Annotated in this window: 20 protein-coding genes; 12 read left to right on the top strand and 8 right to left on the bottom strand. The window is 49.1% G+C overall.

The features are described 5' to 3' along the window. Positions 1-112: 112 nt before the first annotated feature. Both IXB50_RS16930 and ggpS read right to left on the bottom strand, forming a co-directional pair. Positions 113-1789, bottom strand: a complete 1677-nt coding sequence (locus tag IXB50_RS16930; RefSeq protein ID WP_215610168.1) for a glycerol-3-phosphate dehydrogenase/oxidase — start codon at positions 1787-1789, stop codon at positions 113-115. 131 nt (positions 1790-1920) lie between these two features. After that, positions 1921-3432, bottom strand: a complete 1512-nt coding sequence (ggpS, locus tag IXB50_RS16935) for a glucosylglycerol-phosphate synthase (RefSeq protein ID WP_215610169.1) — start codon at positions 3430-3432, stop codon at positions 1921-1923. 555 nt (positions 3433-3987) lie between these two features. Here ggpS and gghA point away from each other — a divergent pair. The 3 genes from gghA (at position 3988) to glpK (ending at position 8898) form a co-directional block, all read left to right on the top strand. Next, complete coding sequence (gghA, locus tag IXB50_RS16940; protein WP_215610170.1) at positions 3988-6507, top strand: glucosylglycerol hydrolase; 2520 nt, start codon at positions 3988-3990, stop codon at positions 6505-6507. A 261-nt stretch (positions 6508-6768) separates the two neighbouring features. Further along, positions 6769-7056, top strand: coding sequence for a DUF6679 family protein (locus IXB50_RS16945; RefSeq protein WP_215610171.1), 288 nt, complete (start codon positions 6769-6771; stop codon positions 7054-7056). A 354-nt stretch (positions 7057-7410) separates the two neighbouring features. Further along, positions 7411-8898: a glycerol kinase GlpK gene (gene glpK, locus IXB50_RS16950; protein WP_215610172.1), complete on the top strand. Its 1488-nt coding sequence runs from the start codon at positions 7411-7413 to the stop codon at positions 8896-8898. A 10-nt stretch (positions 8899-8908) separates the two neighbouring features. Here the strand turns inward: glpK and IXB50_RS16955 are convergent, their stop codons facing one another. Continuing rightward, a complete protein-coding gene (locus IXB50_RS16955) occupies positions 8909-9490 on the bottom strand; it encodes a Uma2 family endonuclease (RefSeq protein ID WP_215610173.1) in 582 nt (193 codons plus the stop codon). Between the two features lie 93 nt (positions 9491-9583). Between IXB50_RS16955 and IXB50_RS16960 the strand changes: the two genes are divergently transcribed. Further along, positions 9584-10189 carry a Uma2 family endonuclease gene (locus IXB50_RS16960; RefSeq protein ID WP_215610174.1) on the top strand — a complete coding sequence of 202 codons (606 nt, stop codon included), beginning with the start codon at positions 9584-9586 and terminating at the stop codon, positions 10187-10189. A gap of 980 nt (positions 10190-11169) precedes the next feature. Here IXB50_RS16960 and IXB50_RS16965 read toward each other — a convergent pair. Together IXB50_RS16965 and IXB50_RS16970 are read right to left on the bottom strand one after the other, a co-directional pair. Further along, positions 11170-11418, bottom strand: a complete 249-nt coding sequence (locus IXB50_RS16965; protein WP_215610175.1) for a hypothetical protein — start codon at positions 11416-11418, stop codon at positions 11170-11172. A 94-nt stretch (positions 11419-11512) separates the two neighbouring features. Beyond that, positions 11513-12988, bottom strand: a complete 1476-nt coding sequence (locus IXB50_RS16970; RefSeq protein ID WP_215610176.1) for a leucyl aminopeptidase — start codon at positions 12986-12988, stop codon at positions 11513-11515. Between the two features lie 287 nt (positions 12989-13275). Here IXB50_RS16970 and IXB50_RS16975 point away from each other — a divergent pair, with 287 nt between their 5' ends. The 3 genes from IXB50_RS16975 (at position 13276) to tatC (ending at position 17904) form a co-directional block, all read left to right on the top strand. Beyond that, positions 13276-15450, top strand: a complete 2175-nt coding sequence (locus tag IXB50_RS16975; RefSeq protein ID WP_215610177.1) for a lytic transglycosylase domain-containing protein — start codon at positions 13276-13278, stop codon at positions 15448-15450. Positions 15451-15834: 384 nt separating this feature from the next. Next, positions 15835-17034 carry a helix-turn-helix domain-containing protein gene (locus IXB50_RS16980; RefSeq protein WP_215610178.1) on the top strand — a complete coding sequence of 400 codons (1200 nt, stop codon included), beginning with the start codon at positions 15835-15837 and terminating at the stop codon, positions 17032-17034. 108 nt (positions 17035-17142) lie between these two features. Next, positions 17143-17904, top strand: a complete 762-nt coding sequence (gene tatC, locus IXB50_RS16985) for a twin-arginine translocase subunit TatC (protein WP_215610179.1) — start codon at positions 17143-17145, stop codon at positions 17902-17904. Positions 17905-17974: 70 nt separating this feature from the next. Here tatC and rsmG read toward each other — a convergent pair whose 3' ends face one another. Next, entirely contained in the window at positions 17975-18718 is a 744-nt protein-coding gene (gene rsmG / locus IXB50_RS16990) for a 16S rRNA (guanine(527)-N(7))-methyltransferase RsmG (protein WP_407658817.1), read from the bottom strand. 76 nt (positions 18719-18794) lie between these two features. After that, positions 18795-19445, bottom strand: a complete 651-nt coding sequence (locus IXB50_RS16995; RefSeq protein WP_215610181.1) for an ABC transporter ATP-binding protein — start codon at positions 19443-19445, stop codon at positions 18795-18797. A gap of 185 nt (positions 19446-19630) precedes the next feature. On the opposite strand from IXB50_RS16995, the gene IXB50_RS17000 reads away from it, so the two are divergent. Then, a complete protein-coding gene (locus IXB50_RS17000; protein ID WP_215610182.1) occupies positions 19631-20083 on the top strand; it encodes a DUF3531 family protein in 453 nt (150 codons plus the stop codon). A 221-nt stretch (positions 20084-20304) separates the two neighbouring features. Then, a complete protein-coding gene (locus IXB50_RS17005) occupies positions 20305-20559 on the top strand; it encodes a hypothetical protein (protein ID WP_246564626.1) in 255 nt (84 codons plus the stop codon). Positions 20560-20567: 8 nt separating this feature from the next. Here the strand turns inward: IXB50_RS17005 and IXB50_RS17010 are convergent, their stop codons facing one another. Continuing rightward, entirely contained in the window at positions 20568-21158 is a 591-nt protein-coding gene (locus tag IXB50_RS17010) for a chromophore lyase CpcT/CpeT (RefSeq protein WP_215610183.1), read from the bottom strand. A 65-nt stretch (positions 21159-21223) separates the two neighbouring features. Between IXB50_RS17010 and IXB50_RS17015 the strand changes: the two genes are divergently transcribed. The 3 genes from IXB50_RS17015 (at position 21224) to IXB50_RS17025 (ending at position 24183) form a co-directional block, all read left to right on the top strand. Beyond that, a complete protein-coding gene (locus tag IXB50_RS17015) occupies positions 21224-21781 on the top strand; it encodes a phycobiliprotein lyase (protein ID WP_215610184.1) in 558 nt (185 codons plus the stop codon). A 158-nt stretch (positions 21782-21939) separates the two neighbouring features. Next, the gene (locus IXB50_RS22655) at positions 21940-23058 is read left to right on the top strand and encodes an SPFH domain-containing protein (protein ID WP_215610185.1); all 1119 of its coding nucleotides are present in this window, start codon (positions 21940-21942) and stop codon (positions 23056-23058) included. Between the two features lie 6 nt (positions 23059-23064). Beyond that, complete coding sequence (locus tag IXB50_RS17025) at positions 23065-24183, top strand: primosomal protein N' (RefSeq protein ID WP_215610186.1); 1119 nt, start codon at positions 23065-23067, stop codon at positions 24181-24183. Positions 24184-24275: the final 92 nt, after the last annotated feature.

Below are 24275 nucleotides of genomic sequence, written 5' to 3' on the forward strand. Positions count from 1 at the left end.
TGCAGATGAGGTAATCACAAGAAAATGTCCCCTTAGCAAAGGTTCTAGATAGTTTTAAAATTTTAATTTTTGAGTTTTGAGTTAGGAGATCAACCCAAAACTCATACTTAGCCTAAGCCACTGACGCCGCGACGGGAGGCTGATATTGTTCCAACTGATACTCAGGAATGCAGTTGTCGCGCATAAAAGTGTAGTAGTCGATCAGATTGCGATCGCATCGTTCTTCAGACCAACCGCAATAGCGCTGTAGCACATCGGCCACCACCGGTAACGCATCAAACCCATAGTTGCCACGCATGGACACAGCCGTCCGTCGCCGACAAATATCCACATAGGTCCGGGCCAGCTCAGCCCGAATACTATAAACAATTTGGGCCTTAATATCAGGCTGCCCCACCACAATCGGTTCGCATAGTTCAGGAAATTCCTCAACGATGGCCAAGACGAAGGGAGTGCGTGCACCATAAATCGATAGCAAGTGGGCCACCACATCTCGGTTGGCCGTTGTCATCAAGTCCTTAGCTTCGCTAGTCGAAATAGCTCCCGGCAACGGCGCTTGTCGAGTAGCCGAATGACTTCGAGGTTTTTTTTGCTTTTTCAGCGCTGCATTCACCATCTCCTCACCCACTTGACGATGGGTGGTGAGCTTGCCGCCAATCAAGGACACCATATTCTCCACAGATTCAGATGTGTGGTCATACAACACATGACTACGAGTAATGCTACTAGTCTTCTTACCCTCGCTATAAGGCAAGGGCCGCACACCAGCATAGGTAAACTTCACCGATTCTCGTGTCAGCTGAGCCGTGGGAATGACTCGGTTTGTTTCATTTATTAAGTAATCAATCTCCTCATTACTGGCATGGACTTTATCTAAGTCCCCATCAAAGCGAATATCCGTAGTGCCAATCAGACATCGACCCAGCCACGGCAGAATAAAGAAGGGTCTACCATCAGTCAACGCCTCCACATAGAGCGCCTCATCTGGTGCTCCAGGAAACTTATCGACAATAATATGACTGCCCCGTGTACCACCGATTTTACGAGTTTTTCCCACAGGGGCAGGGGCATTCCCCTGAATCCCACTACGACAAACCTTATCCACCCAAGGGCCAGCGGTATTGATCACCACCGTCTGGTCATGGCCATGTATCGTAAACGCTTCACCGGTTTCGCTATCACGACACACCAACGACGAAACTCGGTTACCGCTACGCTGCAATTGGGTCACCGTCACATAGCTCAGCATGGTCGCCCCTGCCTCCTGAGCCGACAGCACAATCTCTAAACACAGACGCTCAGCGTATTCCACCTGAGCGTCATAGTATTGCGCCGCACCACAGCAGCCATCCGGCTCCACTGAGCGAAATAACTGTTGCATCTTCTTGCCCCCCAGCATCCGGTGATTAGGCAAGCTTTTGCCAGAGCTCAGCAAATCATAGAGCATCATCCCAGCCTGGATTTCCCAATAACTGCGAGATCCCTGAGCATAGATCGGAATCGTCATCTGAATCGGCTTCACCAGATGGGGAGCCGTTCGCAGTAAAATCTCCCGTTCTCGCAGAGACTCACGGACCAAATTAAACTCAAAATATTCCAGGTAGCGCAAACCACCATGAATCAAACGACTTGACCAACTGGTGGTGCCGCTACCAAAGTCGCTCTTCTCAATCAAAATAGTCTTTAAACCACGCAGCGTACCATCACGGGCTACGGCCACGCCATTGATACCACCACCAATCACAATCAAATCGTAGGCCGTCGCCTCTACCGTTGCGTAATCAGGCATAATTGCCACCCAAAGTAACGATCTGGAGATGTATTAGGTCACGAACACAGGTTTCCCCATGCTCCAAGATGGCACAGATTTTTAGAAATTTTAGGAGCATGCATGCAATGCCCCTAAAATTTCTAATTTCCTTAAACTCCTACAACTTCCTTCGTTTCCGGCTCAATCGCCACCGTCGCTTTTGCTTCCCTAAACAAATGATTGGCCCACTGCTGGACGTCATAGCGGCAAATGGCCTTGTGCAGCTTCTTCATCCGCTCGGCTTGCTCCTGGGCAGACATGGCGAGGGCCTGATCAATGCGCTCATCCATACGACTGGATGAATAGGGGTTAGTTAGTAGCGCATCGGGTAACTCTACGGCAGAACCAGTAAACTCCGACAGGATTAAAACACCGTCCTCACCATTGTGAACGGCCACATATTCCTTGGCGACTAGGTTCAGGCCATCCCGCAACGGGCAGATCCAGGCAATATCGGCAGCCTTATAAAGCGCCATCAAATCGTCATAGGGCAACGGCTCGGTAAAGAGCTGTACCGGCGTCCAATTTAGAGTGCCAAAGCGACCGTTAATCTGACCCACCATCTGCTCGATTTGCTCCTGGGCGATACGATAAACTCGCATTCCCTTCGCCGCTTTCACCGCCGTCATCATGAGATTGACTTTACCCATTAGCTCCGGGCGTCTAGCCAATAAGCGCTCAAAACAAGCAAGCATTTCCTTGGCACCTTTAACATAATCCACACGACCAGCGGACATGATCAGCTTGTTATCACCAATCTCAGCTCGTAATACCTTTACCCGCTCTTGGATCGAAGGCCGCATCACCACATCGTGAATCTTTTGAGGACTGGTACCCACAGGAAACGCATCAATGGTGACAATGCGACCGTTATAACGCAGTTTAGTCACCATTTCAGGCTCAGCCAGAGCAGTACCGGTCTTGGTAAAGGCCTCTGGCACAGGAATACGCTCAACTACATCTACATCACGGCAACTACGGGCAGCAGATACAAAGTTCTGAACATAGCGAGGAATATGGAACCCACACAGATCACAGCACAAAAGGCTGTCGATAATCGCATCTCGCCAGTGGAGAATATTAAACACATCCGCCGCTGGAAAGGGCGTGTGGTGGAAGAAGGCAATCTTCACATGGGGCATCTGCTGGCGGATATAGTAAGGCGTCAGCCAGAGGTTGTAATCGTGGATCCAGATCAGCGCATCATCAGCGGCATCCTCACAGGCTGCCTCAGCAAAGAGACGATTAATATTTTGAAAATTTTCCCAGTCTGAGCTGTCATAGGTAAAGTGCTCAGGGAATGAATGCAAAATCGGCCAGAAAGCTTCTTTAGATGTGATGTGATAAAAATTGCGCACCTGATCGGCATTGAGGGGAATGCGTCGTACTACGCAGCTATCGCTGCCCCCTTCCATGGTCACTCGATCAATAAATCCTTCTTGCTCAGCCTCAGTAATTTGTTTCCAAGCTACCCAAGTACTCTGATCCGCATTAGCAAAAAAGCTTTTTAGCGTAGGGACAATGCCATTTGGACTCTTCTTTTCACGGTAGTAAATTTTGCCATTTTCCATCACCTCATCATAGGGTTCTCGGTGGTAGAGGATCACCAGGGAAGACTTCATGTTAGTTTCTCCTGCAGGTTGATTAACAGTGACCAATTAAGCTTGACATCCAAACATAATAAGGCCCAGCAAAGACAACTTTCTTACCAAGCTGCCTCCGCTGAGCCTCAAAAAATTGCATGAAAATGCTATTAAAATCCGCTGATGATGTTTGCTAACTCACGTCCAAGTTTAAGCCTGTAGTTTCCTCTACAGAAATACTCCAATTTTGGACATAGAGAAGGGGTAGTCCATCAGGGTTTACAGTGAGTTACATTACCGTATTAAGACTGTTTTAGCAATTGACGGATATTCTCCCTTAAGCCCTTAATCAAGCAAGAGAAAACATTTTCAGCAACGAATTTAACAACGTGAGTCCCATATGTTTTTTCGCTCACTATCGAGCTTACACTCTGTTTAGAGCTGTAAGTTATAGGCGCACTTTCGCCCTATTGCACAGGCGCACTTTCGTCCTATTTTTTCAGCTGGGAACTATAGGCGCGTCTAGCATTCTGAGCTAATGTAGCGCCAAGCTAGCGTAGTGCCACTGCGCTCCCCTCACTAACGAGACATACGGTGATTGCAACTGCCCCTAAAAAAATTCAACTGATCGAAGATGAAACCCAAAGCCTACTCATATGGGCGGAAAGCATCCAACGTTCAGAAGCTACATTCTTTGAAAAGGCCCAGAAAATTGCTCGGCGGCTAGGAGCCCATTACCGGGCGGACCGACTAACTGAAGTAGGATTTTGGACCCCTGATCTCACAGGTGACATTATCCAGTCAGAAGATCGAATTGTGCTGGAGATTTATACGCCGACAGAGGATATTAATTTTCGTGCAGCAGAACAAACTGTCGCCTTTAATCGCACACACATTCCCCTGGTTAAACAAGGAGAGTTTGTCTGGGGAGTGATTGAGGGGATGCGTCCCGGTCGTCGCGATCGCGCTGGATGTTTTTACTGGTTACGCTACACCGACCAGGATGGACGAGTCCATATCATTCGGGATCCGCTGGCTTATTCATTGCCCTATGGGATTTTCGCCCCTGCAGAACTGTACGATATGCGCTTGCTTCAGCGTCAGCGGGCAGACCGCAGCTATTTTCGTCGCACTGGCAGTAGCTATAGCGATAGTAGTGATATTCCTCGTTTGGAAGCACCGACCAATATTTTGCAGCTCCATGTCAAAACCGCCTCTCCCCAAGGCACCTTTGAAGGTCTGACAGAAATTTATCAGCATATTTCTGACAAGCTAACCAGGGATGAAGAACTGACTGCGCAAGAAGCTGTTTATGCAGGCTACGATGCCATTCAACTGCTACCCGTCGTCCCCACCATTGAGTATCGTCGTGAAGACACGTCTGGAGACTATGAGTTCTTCTCAGTTTTAGGGGATACCGATAGCTCAGTTAAGCCATTATCTCCAGACAATCGCTTAACTGACCTTTCATCTAATAAAAACACCCAGGCAGTTCTGAGAAGACCCGATACTCAAAACTGGGGCTACGATGTCCCCATCCTCGGATCAGGTACCACCAATCCATCGGTCCTAGGCAGTTTGCGCCCCGATGAGGTGATTGACTTTATTGCCACGCTCCACAATTTTTCTGAAGGCCCCATTCAACTGATCTATGACTTAGTCTATGGTCATGCTGACAATCAGGCCCTAGAAGTGATGACCCATCAGTTCTTTAAGGGGCCAAATATGTATGGCCAGGACCTCAACCATCAACTCCCCCAGGTGCGAGCCATCTTATTAGAGATGCAACGGCGCAAAATCAATACAGGGGCCGATGGCATTCGTGTGGATGGTGGCCAGGATTTTCGGTTCTTTAACCCGCTTACGGACCGGGTGGAACAAGACGATGCCTATCTACTGGCCATGAGCGATGTGGTCCAGGATATCAATGGCTATCGGCGGCTAATGTTCACTATTTTTGAGGATGGTCGTCCCTGGCCCCAGGAAGGGTGGGAAGAGATTTCTCGCTATCGAGAGTTAATTGAGCAAAAACCTGAATCATTTCAATGGGGGCCGTTAATTTTTGCCCACAACACCCCTTCCCTAAAAGGATTTTGGGACCGCAAATGGCGACGGGTGGGGGAAGTGATCTTCCAAGGTAATCGCTGGATTACAGGCTGTGGCAACCATGACACAGTCCGGCGAGGCACCCAGGTAAAAACGGATCAGCCAATCAACTGGAACCTGGGAAAAACACTGCCCAATGTACTGCACAAAGCCTATAACAATCCAGCTACCCAGCTATGGGTCTGTGGCTTTAGCCCTGGCTTACCCATGGACTTTATCAACGCCAATGTGGGAGCTCCCTGGGGATTTTTCAGAAATACGGACGACCAATATGGCGTCAAGGTAGTCTCAGAAGAAATCAGTTTCCTCGACTGGCAAATTGAGCCTGATATGTATGACTTAGCGGAGGTTTATCCCCAGCTTAAGCAAATGGGATTTCGGGAATTTGAGCAGCTGCGAGATTTTTCGCAAACCCTGCAAGAAGCGATGGTATCGACGGACTACAACCTACAGGAAGTCGCCACCATCTGCAGCCGCTGCTTAGGGCCCAACATCGACAGCTGTGAACTGCCCACCCTGGCGGAGTTGAACGAATCTTCCCTAGCAGGATTCTTGGCAAATTTAGATGTCCCTAAACTCAAGAAGTTTGCCATGGCCTTTATGGAAGACGGCCACGACTTGTGCAACGTCTCTCGCTCCTATGACCGAATTGACCAGAGCATTGCCACATTTCATTTGGCCCTGAGGCAATATCGCCGTCGTCATCCGTGGCTCCAGGATAACCTCACAGGCCGCGACCGCTTCAACCGCATCAGTGATGATCAGCGCACCGTGTTTTATGGTCTACGTAGCCATCCTGACAGACCGGGTGAGCCACCCATTTTGATGGTGGCTCACATGGGTGGTGCGCCCTTGAGTATTGAGCTTGAGGATTGGCTCGGGGTGGATATGCAGAATTGGGAAGTTGCGATCTCAACACCTGATCTCAACCCTGAAATCGATCTCAAAAACTTAAGCCAATTCACCCTAAAAGACAGTCAAGGTGTTCTTTTTGAACAGAAAAAATAGCTCTTTCCCCCGGTAGAGATTGCAGCAATGTTAGCCGTGATCTCACAACACAGTACACAAAGTTACATTACCAATTTTTCGCTGACAACAATTAATGAAACCCCTCTGATTATTTGCCACAGGAGGATTTTAGAGATCATAGAACATTTATTTTTCTGACTACGTATAACTTTTCAAAGTGCTAAGATATATAAAATCAATCTTAAGAAAAGACAGCATTATCTCTTGTAGACCTGTGCAGTGTCTGGGGAATTTTGTCATATGGAAAGAAAGCTCAAAGAACTCGTTGGCCAAGGCAGCGTATGGCTCTATGTAAAAAGCAGCAACGGCTGGTTTAAGAATGTAGAGATTTTAGAGGTGACCAACAGTACTATTACGTTCCGGTACGAGTCTGAGTCTGACGTTGAACGTAAACTGTGGGAAAAAACTACCCGCATCGATAACATCGCCGAAGTCGAAGTGCGATTACTCACCGTCCCCAAAGTGGACAAAAAGCTGGATGCCATCCGTGGACAGCTATCCCGACTACTCGATCAAGACGAACAGTAACCGCGATTGATGGGGCCCATCAGACCATTAGCAATACGTCCCCAACCTCGCCCTTAGACCATCCAACCGCTAGATAAACCACGTCCAAGTTGAAACCTGTAGTTTCTCCCACGATAAAACTCTAGTTCTGGACGTGGACAAGGTTTAAACATTAGCCTCAAAAGAAATCAATACTCAAAAACTTTTCCTTTAGAGGAGTGCGATCACGCACCCTCTTTTTTATGGGGCACAACTCCGAGCATCCCACCCCATTCCCTAAACTTTATTAATTTCCCCTAAGACTTCCCCCGTTTTTTTCCACAAAAGAAAACCCGCGACACAATAGGTGGAGTTCTTTAATTAGATTGGTTTTCCATGTCAAAGTACGTTATGGCCCTGGATTTGGGCACCACTGGCAACCGTGCCATCCTGTTCAACCAAGCGGGCGACATTGTGGGTCAAGCCTATAAAGAACTGACCCAGTATTATCCACAGCCCGGTTGGGTAGAGCATGATGCCACAGAGATTTGGCAAGCAGTGCAGTGGGCGATGAAAACGGCCATTGCTGAGGCAAAGATCAGCGCCAGTGATATTGCCGCCATTGGTCTGACAGTGCAACGGGAAACTTGTTTGCTGTGGGATAAAACTACGGGTGAGCCATTACATAAAGCCATTGTTTGGCAGGACCGACGGACGGCGGATATGTGTGCCACGTTGGCAGACCATAAGGCGGATATCTATGAGCGTAGTGGATTATTTCTGGATGCTTACTTCTCAGGAACAAAGCTACGATGGCTGCTGGATAAAACTCAGCCAGAAAACTTGAACAATGTGCTAGCAGGTACCATTGATACTTGGGCCTTGTGGAACCTGACAGGTGGCAAAGTACATGCGACCGACCATAGTAATGCCAGCCGTACATTGCTGATGAATCTGGCTACGCAACAGTGGGACAAGACACTACTGGATACCTTTGGAGTGCCTCAGTCGCTACTGGCAGACATTAAGCCCAGTCAGGGGATTTTTGGTTACACCGACCCGACGTTGCTGGGGGTGGAGGTTCCGATTGCGGCAATTTTGGGTGATCAGCAGGCGGCCTTGTTTGCCCATGGTTGCGATCGCCCTGGTCTGCTCAAATGTACCTATGGCACAGGTGCATTTTTGGTCGCTCATACCGGCAAAGAAATTGTCAGATCCAATAATCAGCTGCTGTCCACCATCGGCTGGACTACGGCCAAAGACGATGGTAGCTATGACCTGGGCTATGGTCTAGAAGGCAGTATGTTTACGGCGGGGGCCTGCATCCAATGGTTGCGAGATGGCTTGCAGATTATCGATAGTGCTGCAGATAGTGAGCCATTGGCTACATCGGTCGCAGATAACGGTGGTGTCTATTTTGTCCCTGCCCTCAGCGGGCTGGGTGCTCCTCATTGGGATATGGGTGCTCGCGGTGCGTTTTTGGGCATTACTCGCGGTGCGACAAAGGCGCACATGGTGCGGTCAGTGTTAGAAGCGATCGCAAACCAAGCTCGTGAGGTGGTGATGGCGATTAACGATGACAGTGGCACACCGATTACAACACTGAAGGTAGATGGTGGTGCCTGTCACAATAACTTTTTGATGCAGTATCAGGCGGATGTATTGGGCATTCCGGTGGAGCGTCCGGCGGTACTGGATGCAACGGCTCAAGGGTCAGCATTTGCGGCAGGGTTAGCCGTTGGGTTCTGGGATGACTATACAGTGCTGGTAAATAGCCGGAAGATTGATAAAACGTTTGAACCTGGAGCAGGTAAAGCAGTTGCGCAGGAGAATTTTCAAACCTGGCAACGGTCTATTGAGCGAGCAAAGGGTTGGATTGAATGAAATATCCCTCTTATTCCCCAAAAGAATTTACCCGTAAGGTAAATCCCGGTAAGACATCTTCTCCCGATAGGGTAGCTGGTAATCCATGGGTCTCCTTGACGTTGCCTAAGCGATAGATTTCTACCTGTTGAGCCTTTGGGTTAAATAACCACCCCAAACGCACACCACTGTCCAGGTATTCCTGCATTTTATTCTGTAGCGTTTTGAGGGAATCGCTGGGCGATCTTACTTCAATAACAAAATCTGGAGAAATCGGCGGAAACTTACGACGCTGCTCTGGGGTAAGGGCCTCCCAACGGGACAGTTCTACCCAGGCGGCATCGGGGGAGCGATCGCCACCGTTTGGCAATCGAAAAATAGTGGATGAGCTAAAGACCTTACCTAATTTCGTTCGACGATTCCAAATGACTAAATCTGCCCCCAGTTCGATTTCCTGATTGCCGCTATCACCACCCACGGGGGACATGAGGATTAAATCTCCTTGAGGTGTCCGTTCTACTTGGATTTCTGGGTTTGTAACACAGAGCTGATAAAACTGCTCATCTGTGAGGTTGACAGTTTTGAGATCGAGGGTAATGGGTAAAGTCAACATAAAACTGAGCCCATGTAGCTAGACTTAGTATAGCCTTGGGATCAAGGCCACCCTAACGCGCTCAAGTATTGGCCTGCCTCCAGGAGCAACACGATGACTTATACGCCCACTAAACTCCTGACGGTTGACAGTTTTATTGAGGAATATGGCGCACAGACTCGTTATGAGTTGGCCGATGGGGAACTGATTGATATGGAGCCGACAGGTCCCCATGAAACGGTAGCGGGCAAGCTCACCAGCAAACTGAATATCAAAATTGATCAACAGCAACTACCCTGGGTTATCCCTACCCGTGCAATTGTACGTCCGTTTGCTAATGTTGCCACTGCTCGACGTCCAGATGTGGTTGTGTTGGATGAACTGGCATTGGTGCAAGAACCATTATGGCAAAGGGAACCGGTAATTACGTTAGCAAGTTCGATCAAGCTAGTGGTTGAGGTAGTCAGCAGTAACTGGGAAACGGATTATGCGCGAAAGGTAGAAGAGTATTCTCTCTTGGGTATTACAGAGTATTGGATAGTGGATTTTTTGGGTTTAGGAGGGATTGCGTTTATTGGTCGGCCAAAGCAGCCAACGATTACGGTATGTCAGCTGGTGGATGATGAGTATGAACAACGACAGTTTCGACTGGGGGAACGGATTGTCTCGCAGGCTTTGCCAGAGATAAAACTGCGATTGGATGATGTGTTGCCACGCTAAGTTTAGTAGGTCATTTTGTAGAGGTGGTGCCTTATGCCCATCCTCAGTGAGGACTTCTTTAGCAGGTAGTATTTGTTTTTATACACCTCAATTAGATAAAGCCAGAGGCTTCTGGGGATGTATGTACTCAGCCAGAGGCTGGGCACCAGAAAGAGGAAAAAATCAATCGTGCTTCGAGAGAGAGAGAAAGAGAATTGAGGAAAAAGAGAAAAAGACGAGAAGAGAAAAGGGCTACTGAAGAGGTCCTGGGGGCTCACAACTCACTCGAAAACCGAAAACGTTGAGGCGGTCGCCAGGAAGACTGTCGTTGCGCGAGGCGGAGCGGCAATTCCGGCGACATTGGTAAATACAGGAAATAGCCAACACACAAAGAAGCTCTAATCTAGCGATTAAAGCCACCTTCTGCATATATACAGCTTTTCAATCGCTTTAGCTGATGCATTTCAAATAAAGCCAGAGGCTTCCAAAGAGGTTCTCAGCCAGAGGCTGGGCACGAGGAAAAGCGATGAGGATAACCTCTGCTTTCAGAATTTTGTCGCAGGGCGCAAAATTCTGAACTACCCCACCGGCCACCCAAACCCGCTATTCGGGATAGCATTCATATTTTTCTGCTGGGTTTTAGGGCGGACAGCCCCGCCCTGACCATTGGGGTTTGGGGCACTCGAAGGAGCCCCAAGCAGCCGGTATTGCTTCTTGTCAGAATCTAAAGATTACCTTGATGACATTGGCAAATAGCGATTAGGGTCGCTCAGGGCTTTCCTCCCCGAACCCCTCCTAGTCGTGGGGGCCTAACCAGACTTTTCCATATTGCCTAAAACCACTTGGAAACTCGAATTGTCATGAAATGCAAATTCTTTAACTTTTGTACAAATATATGCAAAGTTACAGCAATTTTTCAAAAGGATGGGCATCGTAGGGTTAGTCAGTGACGCATCTAAAGGATGCGACGACCTATGAAAAAACCCTTTAATATTCCATCATCACAAAATGGCGCTACTTGCAGCCTTTGTCAGGACAAGCTGTTGCGCCACATTAGCCAAAGCAGAATGTTTTGGTATTGTCCTAGTTGCCGCCAAGAAATGGTTTGCGAGGAACCAAGAACTTTGACTACAGCGATCGCAACTCGTATCGGTCCAGTCCCCCCACAGCGTAAACTCGCTAAAGTTACGGACATTAGCAAGCGCATTAGCATCAACGCTAGCTAATTTGATGGGCGGGCGTTGCACCATGTAACGCCCTTTAAACCTGCTCAGTGTCCAGATCGATTAAATGTAGTTTTTCCGTAGAAGCAGCGTCTAGGTTTCAACTTAGACGTTTTTTACGCTAAGCGCTCTCTAAAATCCATTGAACCAAAGTGCGTACACCATATCCCGTTGCACCTGGATTATTGTAGGCATTATCTTTTTCACTCCACACTGGCCCGGCAATATCCATGTGAGCCCAGTCTGTCTCTTTCACAAACTGCTTGAGAAATAATGCCGCAGTGATGGAGCCGCCAGGACGAGGGCCTGTATTTTTCATATCGGCCACAATCGACTTCAGACCATCGAAGTATTTTTCCTCCATGGGCATCCGCCACAGTTTTTCACCAGCGGCCTCTGCAGCATTAGCCAACGCTCCAGCCAACTCATCATTGGGGCTAAACAAACCAGCCAGATCATTACCCAGGGCCACAATGCAAGCCCCGGTCAGCGTAGCCAAGTCCACCATGGCATCCAAACCTAATTTATCGGCATAGACCAAGGCATCGGCCAGAGTCAGACGACCTTCGGCATCTGTATTATTGACCTCGATGGTTTTACCGTTGGATGCCGTCAAGATATCCCCAGGATGCATAGCATGACCGCTGATCATGTTTTCGGTGGCGGCACTAATAAAGTGCACCTCCACATCGGGCTTGATCTGAGCAATCGCCTTGGCCGCGCCAAGAACGGCAGCAGCACCGCCCATATCCATTTTCATTAACTCAATCATGCTGCCTGCACCAGCCTTGATATTGAGACCACCTGAGTCAAAGGTGAGGCCTTTGCCAATCAGGGCTAACTTGCGCTTGGGTGTCCCTGCAGGCGTATAGGTAAGGTGAATAAATTTTGGTGGCATCTCTGAGGCCATGGCCACACCGAGATAGGCTCCCATTCCCAGCTCTTCACACTCAGCCTGTTCTAGCACCTTAAGCGTTAGACCGTGGTCATTGGCAATGGCTGCGGCTGTCTCAGCCAGGCTGGCTGGCGTCACAATATTAGGAGGAGCTGCTACTAGCTCACGGGCCAGGATAACACCATCACAGACATGGGACGCAGTCTCTAGAGCGTCTTCATGACCGGGTAAATCCAGCAGAGCCACATCGCTAAGCACTACTTTCGGAGTTTCAGGATCAGACTTAAACCGTTTGTCCTCATGCATCGCCAAGGTAACCCCCTCAGCAATGGTCTGGGTTGTCCGTTCCGGACTGTTATTCCAAATGGGGAAGCTAATACCAAGGGAGGCACATTTTTCGCATTTGGCTAGCTTAGCCGCCACCGCCGCCGCCCGTCGTAATCCTTCGAGTTTGAGATCTTCGGCAGCACCTAATCCGACAATGGCCAACTTCCGAACCGAGCCACCGACTCGGATCACAGCAGAACTTCCCACCTTTGCTTTAAAGTCTGTTTCGTCGATGAGTTCTTGAAGCAGCCCAGACACCTGCTCATTTAAGTCAGACAGTAGACCAGTAAGGGGTAGTGACTCTTCCGATAAACCAACGACAAGGCAATCCCCCGACCACGTTAAACAAGACTTGTCTGATGCTACAAACTTCATTCCCATCTCAGTGCTAATTCCCGTCTTAGTATCTAACGATTTCGGCGTCTTTATTGACTGAATATCATATACGGCTCTCTACTATATTTATGGTTTTTAAATAGAACATTATTCACCTATTGTTCGTCCGCTTTGACAGCACAGTAGCGCATCATCGCCTCTTAACTTCTACTTAAATTTAAGTCACATCTAGTCTGAAACCTTGAGTTTTACCTTTGAAAACCGACAGCTATGGATGTAGACATGGTTATACCGCTTTCTAAAACCATCAATCTGGCTGATTCACCATGGGAAAACGTCTCATAAACCTAGGAAAAGAGCAATTACCCCTGTTACTGTTGGGCGGTATCAGCCTCGCAAGTTTAGCCCTGATAGTATTTTTTGCCCAGGCGACTAAGCAAGCATTACCGGATGATCAAACAACATCTGAGCATCAGACAGAAACTGCGGCGTCTGATTCAGCCGCATTTCGACTGGCACTGCTACCGCCAGAAGGACGCTATGAGATGCTGCTGCAGTTGATCGGTGCTGGACAAAACTCTAAAGATAGTTATCTAGCCCGTTATCTCTTGGCAACCGACTTATTAGATCAGGGCAAGGCCGCTGAGGCATTGGCAATTCTAGATGGCCAGGAAAAAAGTCAAAATGCCCTCACCCCCTATGTGCTGCTCAAGCAGGGACAAGCTCAGCTCCTGGCGGGAGAAGCACCAGCTAGTTGGAATCAACTGCTGGCTAACTATGACACCCACGGTGCGGCGGCTGAGGCTCGCTATGAACTGGGTAAACGAGATCCAGCTCAGTGGGATGCTCTATTAGCCAAACATCCTAGCCATCCACGTTCAGTAGAGGTAGCCCTGCAACAACTCAAAACTGGTACCTCAAAGGACAAGCTGCTATTGATAGCTGCCTACGGTCTCTATCGTGATGAATATGAGTCTAGCCTTGACCGGCTCACCAAAGAGTATGGCCAGGGGCTGACACCTGAGCAGTGGGAAATCATTGGGTTTGGTTACTGGGAAAATCAGCGATATGGCAAGGCATCCCAGGCCTATGCCAAAGCCCCTGCCTCACCGACTAGTCTTTATCGAACGGCGCGAGGGGCCCAGATTGACCGGAAAAAGGTGGTTGCGATCGCAGCCTACCAAAAGCTGGTCCAAACCTACCCCAATGCACCGGAAACGGGTCTGGGACTGATCAAACTAGTCGATTCTCTACCCGACAAAGCCGCCCTCGCTCCTCTAGATCAAGCCATGAAGGCATTTCCAGATCGCGCTGGCGAAGCCCTGCTCAAAAAGGCCAATATTCTAGAAAAGCTCAAAAGTCCCACGTCTGCCCAAAATGCACGCACCTCGATCCTGAGTCAGTACAGCAACTCTGAAGCCGCCGCCCAACTACGTCTCAGCCGAGCCCATAAAGCAGCCAAGGCCAATGACCTAGGTACTGCTCGCCAACTCGTAGAAGAGTTAGTAGCCGCTAATCCGCAAAGTGAACTGGCCGCTGAAGCCAGCTTCTGGTCGGGAAAATGGGCGCAGCAACAGGGCCAAGATGCACGCCTAACCTATGAGCGCACCATCAACCAGTATCCCGAATCCTACTTTGCCTGGCGTTCAGCCGTCATGCTGGGTTGGGATGTGGGAGATTTTACCGGTGTGCGTTATTTAACTCCCGAGGTCACCCTGCCTAAACAACGAGAGCCACTACCGGCTGGCTCGGACACACTGCAGTTGCTATACCGCCTGGGTCAAGATGCCGATGCCTGGAGTCTGTGGCAGACCGAATTTAGTAATGTTCAAGCCCCCACCGTGGCCGAACAGTTTACCGATGGTGTACTGCGGGTAGGTGTCGGCGACAATCTCGATGGTATTTTTATGCTCACCAGCCTGGCCTGGCGTAATGAGGAGACCGAAAAGGCCGAATACCGGCAGCTCAAAACCACACCCGCCTACTGGCAAACGGTTTACCCTTTTCCTTTCTCCAGCCTAATTCAAGCCTGGTCGCAGCAGCGCCAGCTCAATCCGTTGCTGGTCACTGCGCTCATGCGACAAGAATCACGTTTTGAACCCAAGATTAGATCCAGCGCTGGGGCGATTGGGTTGATGCAGGTCATCCCCAGTACTGCCGACTGGATTGTGGGACAAATCGGCGAAAGTAACAGCGACCTGGATATCAAGCTAGAAACCCCCAACGAAAACATCAAGCTAGGCACCTGGTATCTGGACTATACCCATAAGGAATATAGTGACAATTCAATGTTTGCCGTTGCCAGTTACAATGCAGGCCCCGGTGCTGTTGCCAATTGGATTGCCAAGGGCTACGGCGACCCAGATGTCTTCGTTGAGAACATCCCCTTTAGTGAAACCAAGGGCTATGTAGAAGCTGTCTTTGGTGGCTACTGGAACTATCTCCGGCTCTACAATCCGGCGATCAAACGTCAAGTAGCTAAATATACGACTCAACCATAAGCTCAAAACATTCGTATTGACAGCCCTATGCGATTCGAACGGTTGACCATACAATGAGTCAAATGAAGACAAGGGGCAACACTTATCTTCGGGAAAAGTGAATCTAAAACGAAAACGTTCTGAAGAATTAGTTTCCATTTCAGATTGATTCATCCCATAGATCAGCACAAATATGTAGAGAATCCACCTAGATAGCCGAATATCGGGACTATAGATTGATACAGGTAGGCAATTTTTGTAACCTAATTAATGCTTAAACCGATAAGATGCACCCAACCAATCGTTCAAGCCCATCTGCTTTAAGTTTGCTCCAACTAATTTAGGGTTAGCTCAATCCCTGCGAGGCATATCGGCTCTTATCGTTTATCACACCAGCAGAGTAACGTGACTAGCTACAGCAATGTTCAGAAGCAACAACTGAGTCAACTTGGTGCTTACCTGCAAGAAAAGCGTCAGGAACAAGGTAGGTCTTTAGAAGATATCTCTCTACAGACTTACATCCGTGCTCAATTGTTAAAATCCTTAGAAGCCGGTGATACCACCGACTTACCTCAGCCTATTTTTGTTCAGGGGTTTATTCGCCGCTACGCCGATGCTCTGGGATTAGACGGAGCCAATTTCGCTAAGCAGTTTCCAGTGCATTCTATTCCCAATACTCCACGACCTGTGCCGAGACCAGCAACCCAGGTCGATATGTCTTACCAGACAGCGGCTCAGAAGCCACCAGTTCAATCCAAGCCGGTTAAAACTCAGGCTAAACAGCCTCAAATTAAGCAACCTGAGATCAAACAGCCCAAGCCAGCCGTTGGGGCCATGCCGTTGGTGAATGAGCCGTCCGTTTCCAAAGCTATGGATAGTAGCGGTAGTACAGCTGAGAAAACGACCAAAAGCACCACTACCACCCAAGACTTTACCCTTGATCCACACCCAATGACCGACGGTGAATTAACTGCCCTAGGTCTCAATACCCTGGCTAATAGTGCTGACAGAGCAAGTTCTCCCGAAGGCTCCTTCTTGGGTAAAGAAGAAACAGTCCCATCATCCCTAAATCCTGCTCCGGTGACGCCATCCCCATTACCGATGGGTTCGCGATCTACAAACACGTCTGAGCTTAGCAGTTTTAATTGGCGACCTTGGGCAATTGGTGCAGCTGTGGTTGCGAGTGCGATCGCATTGCTAGTTCCTATTATATTGAGCAGCGGTTTTGGCAAGAAGACGGACCCCGTCGAAGCTGAAGCGCCTCAATCTGAACAGGTTGAGGCATCACGAACTGAACCCATAGCACCAACTCCTGCCCCCGAACCCGAACCTGAACCCATAGCAGTAGCCAGTGATGCCCCAGTGAGCGTAACGGTAGAAGTCACCGAAGCTGGACCATCTTGGATGAGCGTAACTGTTGATGGAGCGATCGTTTTTGAAGGCACGATGGAACCCGGTAGCAAACAGAACTGGGAAGGTGAGGAAACGATCACCATGAATATCGGCAACGCAGGAGCGGCTCTTATCTCAGCCAATGGCAGTGAGCAAAAACCAGCCGGCAATCCCGGCGGTGCTGAATTTTTAACCTTCGAGGCAGCAGAGTAGTTGCAGAGTAATTGCTCTTAAACCCACAATCCTAAATCCAGCTGCCGCAGTACAATCACAGCGATACAATACAAAACATAGCTATACAAATACCTGGCACTGGAGCCCATGACGTCGAACTTAGAGACGGTAGAGTCCACTGAGCAGCCCGACTACCTCGACGAACTGCCCGATGAACTAGAAATGTCCCTCTTTGACCACCTCGAAGAGCTAAGGCTGCGCATTTTCTACTCATTGATTGGAGTATTAGTAGGTGTCATCGGCTGCTTTTGCGTTGTCAATCGCATTGTCGAACTTCTAGAAATTCCAGCCCAGGGAGCTAAGTTTTTACAGCTTTCCCCCGGTGAGTATTTCTTTGTCTCGATCAAAGTGGCAGGCTACAGCGGCATCTTAGTCGCGAGCCCCTTCATCCTTTACCAAATCGCCCTGTTCGTATTGCCTGGCCTGACTCGTCGAGAACGACGGCTGATTGGTCCCATTGTCCTCGGTTCTAGCGTCCTCTTTGTTGTCGGTATATTTTTTGCCTACATTGCTCTGATTCCTGCCGCGCTAACCTTCTTTATTAACTACGGTGAGGGAGTTGTCGAACAGCTGTGGTCTATTGATCGATATTTTGAGTTTGTACTGCTGCTGTTATTTAGTACCGGCTTAGCCTTTCAGATTCCAGTCATCCAGTTCATGTTGGGGCTATTGGGCATCGTCACCTCTGAGAAGATGCTCAAAGGCTGGCGTTCTGTTTTACTTGGCGCTGTTGTGCTCGGGGCGGTCCTCACCCCGTCCACTGACCCCATTACCCAAAGCTTGCTAGCTGGAGCTGTCCTGTTCTTGTATTTTGGTGGCATCCTGGTGGTCAAGGCGATTGGGAAATAGTCGTTAGCTATATCCTAATAGGGATGCTTGGAAAACAACTCCGCTCCGCCAAACAATAAACCCAAAATACTCAAAGCGGGTGCTTTGCGGGTATGCCCACATGCCTAGGAAATTCTTTCTCTGTCTTTGCAACCTTTTTGATATACAGACAATGACGGTTGCCCTGGGTCAGGGGTGTTTCCCATGAACAGACGGCCACTAGCTCACCGCCGAGGGTATCCAAAGCTCCCATAAATAGCTCTTCTTCTTCGTCAGTCCATTGACCGCGAAAGATGATGGCAAACCCACTTTTCTTTAGCAACGGCAGCGCATACTCCGCACAGGTGGAGGCTGGACCTACGGCACGGACCATTGCTAGGTCATACTGAGCACGATGCTTTGGATCTTTTCCTACTGTTTCTGCCCGCTCTACCAGACAGTCGGTATTGGTTAAACCTAGCTGCTGACAAAGGGTTTCTAGAAAGGCTATCTTTTTGCGGGTGGAGTCGAGGAGGGTAACCTGCCATTGAGGGCGTGAGATCGCAACCGGAACTCCAGGAAAACCGCCACCAGTTCCAATATCAATAACCCGCTTCACCGTTGGTAGCCATTCCGGCTTCTCTGGCTCGTACCAGGGAGCTAGACCGCTCAACGAATCCCACAGATGCTTTTCCCAGAATTCAGCAGGCTCGGTAATGCGAGTTAGGTTGACCTGACGATTGCCATCAAGAACCCCCTGGTACAAACTATCAAATAAAGCTTGCTGCGCTGTCGATGGCTGCCATTGCAAGGTTTCTTGCCAAATTTCACTGTTAACTGGCAATGGTTCGGTTATTGTTTCTGTCATTTTTTACACCCTCTGTCTTCCCTGATTCCTCCGCCCTTATCGGGTTGCATACATTCAACCCAACTTACGCGACCGGAAGCATTTCTAAGGGCTTGGTTAATAGCTCTCCATTTTGCAACGTCCAGCAATAATCTGCCAAATGTTCTAAATCACTAGCATCGTGAGATACCACCAACAAACTCCAATCTTTCTTCAGCTCTGCTAATAAGCCAATGAGCTGTTGCTTCATAGACCAATCCAGCCCAGCCGTAGGTTCATCCAACAGTAACAAATAAGGCTGTCGAATCAGCTGCACCGCCAGAGCCAGACGCCGCTGCTGACCACCACTCAGGGCATGGGGAGCAGCCTGCTGTGAAATTGCGCTCAGCCCCACCGATTCAAGAGTTTTTGCCACCTGCTCAGCCCCCAGTTCCGGATGGCCAATGCGCAGCTCTTCTAGAACTGTATGGCCACAAAAGTGTCGTTCTGGAAACTGAAATACAAGCCCTGCCAGCTGTTGCAGGGTTTCCGGCTGCAGCTCTTGATCGCGCCAATGCAGCGTACCCTTCGATGGCGATACAAGCCCTGCCAAAATTTCCAATAGCGTGCTCTTCCCAGAACCACTTGGCCCCACAATCAATCCCATTTTTTTAGGCGCTAAGGTAAATGAGATCTGCTTAAGAATCGGCGTTGCGCTAGCCGCTGGATGATACGAAACTCGATCAAGAGTGAGCATTAAGGAGAACGAGAAGGTCCATGACACACTATAGCCAATGTTTTACGGGCAGTGTAAACACCCCCACTCCAAGACCTTGCTATGCTAGGTAAGCCCTGTCCACGTCTAGAGCTGAATTGTTTCTTTAGAGGCAACTATAGGTTCCAACTTGGACGAGGTTTAGCCAAAATCATGACACCTCAGCTATGGAAATTCGCTTTCGCGAGTGCGACTTCTTTAATCTATGGATTTGGTTAGAGCTAGACAATGTACCCTCCGCCATGGAGCAGCAGTACATCGAAGAAATTTTTGACTCGTGGTTTTTCCTCGGCAAACTCGGGGGCTTTAATGCCGAAAACTTGCAAGTCCAAGACGGCGGCCATGAAATTAGCTATATGAACTACGACAATGATGAGGCTGATGGCAGCCTCATGGCAGTTATGCACAATATGTCTGAAGTTCAGTTTGAAGGCACCTGGGCTCGCTGTTGGTTTGACCTGGGCACGACTGATGCGATCGCTCTAGATGTTCTAGTCAACACGCTCAAGCAGTTTTGCAAAGATTACATTGAGATTAAACGGGTATACATTGGCGGTGAAAATGAAGACTGGCCAATTCCTCGGGATCAGCAAGCTGATTTTGTAGATGCCATGCATTAGGAACTGGTAAACAGTTTTTGACGTTCAATTAGGTATTGTTCAGAGCCCAAAGACCTTCCCAGAAATATACCTGTAGCTTCATGATGTTTACCCAAAAACTACAGGTATATTCAACGGATAAACTTTTCTGAAAACAAGTTCAACAGACTCAAACTACTTTCTAAGATCACACTGAGGTGCAACAGGCATAATAGCAGTGCCCCCTCAAAAATACATCGATCATGGATTACGCAGCACAGCGTCAGGCCAGTCTAGAATCTCCTGTATTTAGTCAATTAGACACTTGGTTGACTAAGCGCATTCGTGAACTTAGTGTCGATGCCCTAGCAGCTCAGGCATTTACCTGTACTGCCTGTGGCGAAGTTGCAGGCGAGTACCTGGTGGACTATGAAGGTAAAACCTACCGTTTTGATACAGCCAACACTTATGCTTTCCTAGAATTTATCTTGGCTAAGCAACCAATCACAGTCAGTTAGGTAATCATCTAAACCAAGACTTCATGATCAAATCGCTGACGTTTTTCAAACTCAAACGGTCCGGCAATAGAGCCCCAGAGTAACTCATCTGTCTCCGGGTCACGACCACGGTCATAACTAATGAGCTTATCGTTAGTAATCTCAAATTCATTATCTAGATAGCTGGTCTTACCCTTGCGTACGACCATGCAATTTTTGCCTGGTACTACCTTGCCAATAAAGCTGTGCCCAGTCCAACGCACTGTCATATCGCAACCAGGCATTTTCTCTAGCTGGTCCGCTTCAATAGTGGTCAGTTTTTGCTGCTCGCGGGCAGCTCCAATCACGGATTCTTGGTCTTTAAACGTATAGTTTTCGAGCAGGATGTGATCCTCCTGGGGCAAAAAACGCAGCACTCTTACCCGATAAGGTTGACCCAGCATAAAATCATACGCTTGCTCTAGATATAGACAGCCTCCTGGCAAAAAACTAGACGGTAACGGCCTCATACACACCCGAATATGAGCAAAAAAAGGTGGATTTTCGATTGCCTGAGCTTGGTTGCTAAAGTCAGCAGCCATCCACTTGAGCAAGGTAGAAATATCGGTCGCGTGGGACATATCGGACAGTTAGTGTAACATCGCCATTTATCATGAAAGGATAGAATCCTCTCAAGAGCAACCATATGGAGCCTCGCTCAGTTTTCCATACATTTTTCGATCATTGTGTTGGTAGCTGGTCAACAGAACGCACATATCACTACCTGACTCAAAACGACGTTGAGCGCTCCCATACCGATTTCCAGGTATCACCTCTGACGCCGGACCTCAAGCGCAAGGTACTGTCAGACAATGGCTACGATGAGATTACAGATTTATCCGCCCTACCAGGATTTCACCTTGCCTTTAACACGATGTCAGAAAAGGGTGAAAAGGTTTCTCAGGCCTTAAATCTTACCTTTGTTATCCAAAGTGAAACCGGTCATATTCTAGAAGGTGATTATTTGCGCGATCTCGCCTATGAAGAAGCACGCCCCATCATCTCGCGCTTCCGCTTCGATAGCAATACCCGAGAACTGTTGATGACCACCAACTACACCCGAGTGGTATCCGTAGACTCCATCACCTTAATCAATCCCGACACCCGTATTCGCCGCATCCTCAACTACCTACGACCTCCAGCGGGTCAGCCCCTAGAGAAACTAGGTCTAGTAGGATTTGGAGTTGAACAAAAGGTCACTTAACAACACTTTAGAGTATGCTCCAGTGCCCCGATTACCTACGGAATCGGAACAAATTAACCTGTATTGATTTCTATAACAGTTACACATAATATCCCCATATCAAGGGAAAGCTAGGGTAACTCTAGAACAGATATACCGTCGCTACGGAGAGCGCACCAGTGGGTTTATTTGAGAAAGTTCGGGCCGAATTTATCGATATTATCGAGTGGCTTGATCCGTCGCAAGATACCATTGCCTATCGCTTTGAACGATTTCAAAACGAAATCAAAATGGGGGCACAGCTAACCGTACGCCCCGGTCAAGTTGCAATTCTAGTCGGTGAGGGCCAGGTGGCCGACGTGTTTGAGCCTGGTCGCTACCGCCTTGAAACCCAGAATATGCCGGTCCTGACCACTCTGATGGGCTGGAAATATGGCTTTAATTCTCCATTTAAGGCCGAAGTTTACTTTTTCAACACTAAGATTTTCACCAACCTCAAGTGGGGCACGGCAAATCCCATCACGATTCGCGACCCCGAGTTAGGACCAGTCCGCCTCCGGGCCTACGGCACCTACACAATGCGCGTTAGTGATGCTCGCACACTATTGGAGCAACTGATTAGCACTGATGGTCTGTTCCAAACTGACGAGATTAGCGATCACCTGCGCAATATGATTGTGTCAGCATTTGCCAGCTGGATCGGTCAGGACCAAACCCCACTGTTTGATCTAGCGGCTAACTATCAGGCCATGGGCGAGCAGGTTCGCGACGCCATGCAACCCAACATGGAGCAGTTTGGCCTAGAGCTACGTCAGTTACTGATCGAGAATATTTCCCTCCCCCCCGAAGTCGAAGCCGCCCTCGATAAGCGAGCCTCCATCGGCATCCTGGGCAACATGCAGCAATACACCCAATACCAAGCCGCTAATGCCATTGAGCAATCTGCCAAAAATCCTGGGGGTGGTAGTCAAGGACTAGACCTGGGTGTCGGCATCGCCATGGGCCAGCAAATTGCCAATGCCATGAACCCACAGGCCGCCGCCCCGGCTGCACCATCTGCCGCCCCTGCGCCCCCGGCTCCAGCCGCACCACCGCCGCCCCTACCCACCGCCGCCTGGTACATCACCCGCGATGGCCAAAATTTTGGCCCTTATGCCACAGAGCAACTCCTAGCCAATGGCTTAACCGCCCAATCGAATGTGTGGAAACAAGGTATGGCTAGCTGGCAACCGGCCAATCGGGTACCTGAGCTGCAGTCGTTGCTAAGCAGTGTGCCACCACCGCCACCTGGAGCTTAGTCACCAATGGAGCCAACGACCTCCGTTAATCAATATCAGTGTCCCGGTTGTAAAGCTGACATGGCATTTGACCCAGATTTAGGGCAACTCAAATGCCCCTACTGTGGTCATGCTGAGGCCATGCCTGAGGTAACGTCCACCAAACTTAGGGCAACACTACAGGAACATGATTTAGCGGCATTTATTCATACCAATCGCACCCAAATTGCTCAGTTAGCAACCACCGCCCAGGAGGTTAACTGTCCTGGCTGTCATGCCACCATTGCCTTTGAGCCCCCGGATGTGGCTGGTAAATGTCCGTTTTGTGCCACCAGCATTGTTACCCAGGACGCTAAGCCGACGGACCCCACATTAGCCCCATCGGGGTTGGTGCCTTTTCAAGTAGGGCAGAAGGCGGCACTTCGAAACCTGCGCGAGTGGCTGGCGTTTCGGTGGGATCTCAAGGATCTCAAAGCCATGTTTCTGCCAGGGCAGCTCAAGCAACTGGCCCAACAGCAGTTACTACTCGGGGTCTATTTGCCATTTTGGACCTACGACGCTCAAACTCAAAGTCACTATAGTGGCGAACGGGGCACCCACTATTACACCACTCGACAAACCAAGGATGGGACTAAACGGGTTCGCAAAACACGATGGAGAAAGACCTCAGGTCATGTGTCGCGGTTCTTTGATGATGTATTAGTCCCAGCAACACGAGCCCTGGACTCTAAAAAATTGCATCAGCTTTGGCCCAACCTGCCTGTGTCACAGCTGAAACCCTACAGCGCCGAATACCTGGCAGGATTTCAGGCTCAACGCTATGAAATCCTGGTCAAAGAAGGCTATGAGCAGGCCAAGGGCATCATGGCAAATACTATCCGCAGCGATGTTCGCTCTGACATTGGTGGCGATGAACAGCGGGTTCATTCGGTCTCTACAGACTACTCACAAGAAACCTTCAAACATATTTTGCTACCCGTTTGGATGTCCACCTATCGCTACGGCGGCAGAACCTATCAGGTACTAATCAACGCCCAAACGGGTAAGGTAATGGGCGAGCGTCCGGTGGCAAAATGGAAGGTGGCATTGGCGATTGCGATCGCAACCATTCTGGTTCTAATTATCATTCTGGCCGCCAACGGATAACCCCCCTTGAAACCAGCAAAAATGTTCCTGATAAACATTCAAAACCCTTTATACAAGGTCTGCCCAAGTTTTTTAAAACTACCATTGCCGAT

Origin of the sequence: Leptothoe spongobia TAU-MAC 1115, assembly GCF_018739885.1 — a bacterium.
GTDB lineage: Bacteria > Cyanobacteriota > Cyanobacteriia > Phormidesmidales > Phormidesmidaceae > Leptothoe > Leptothoe spongobia.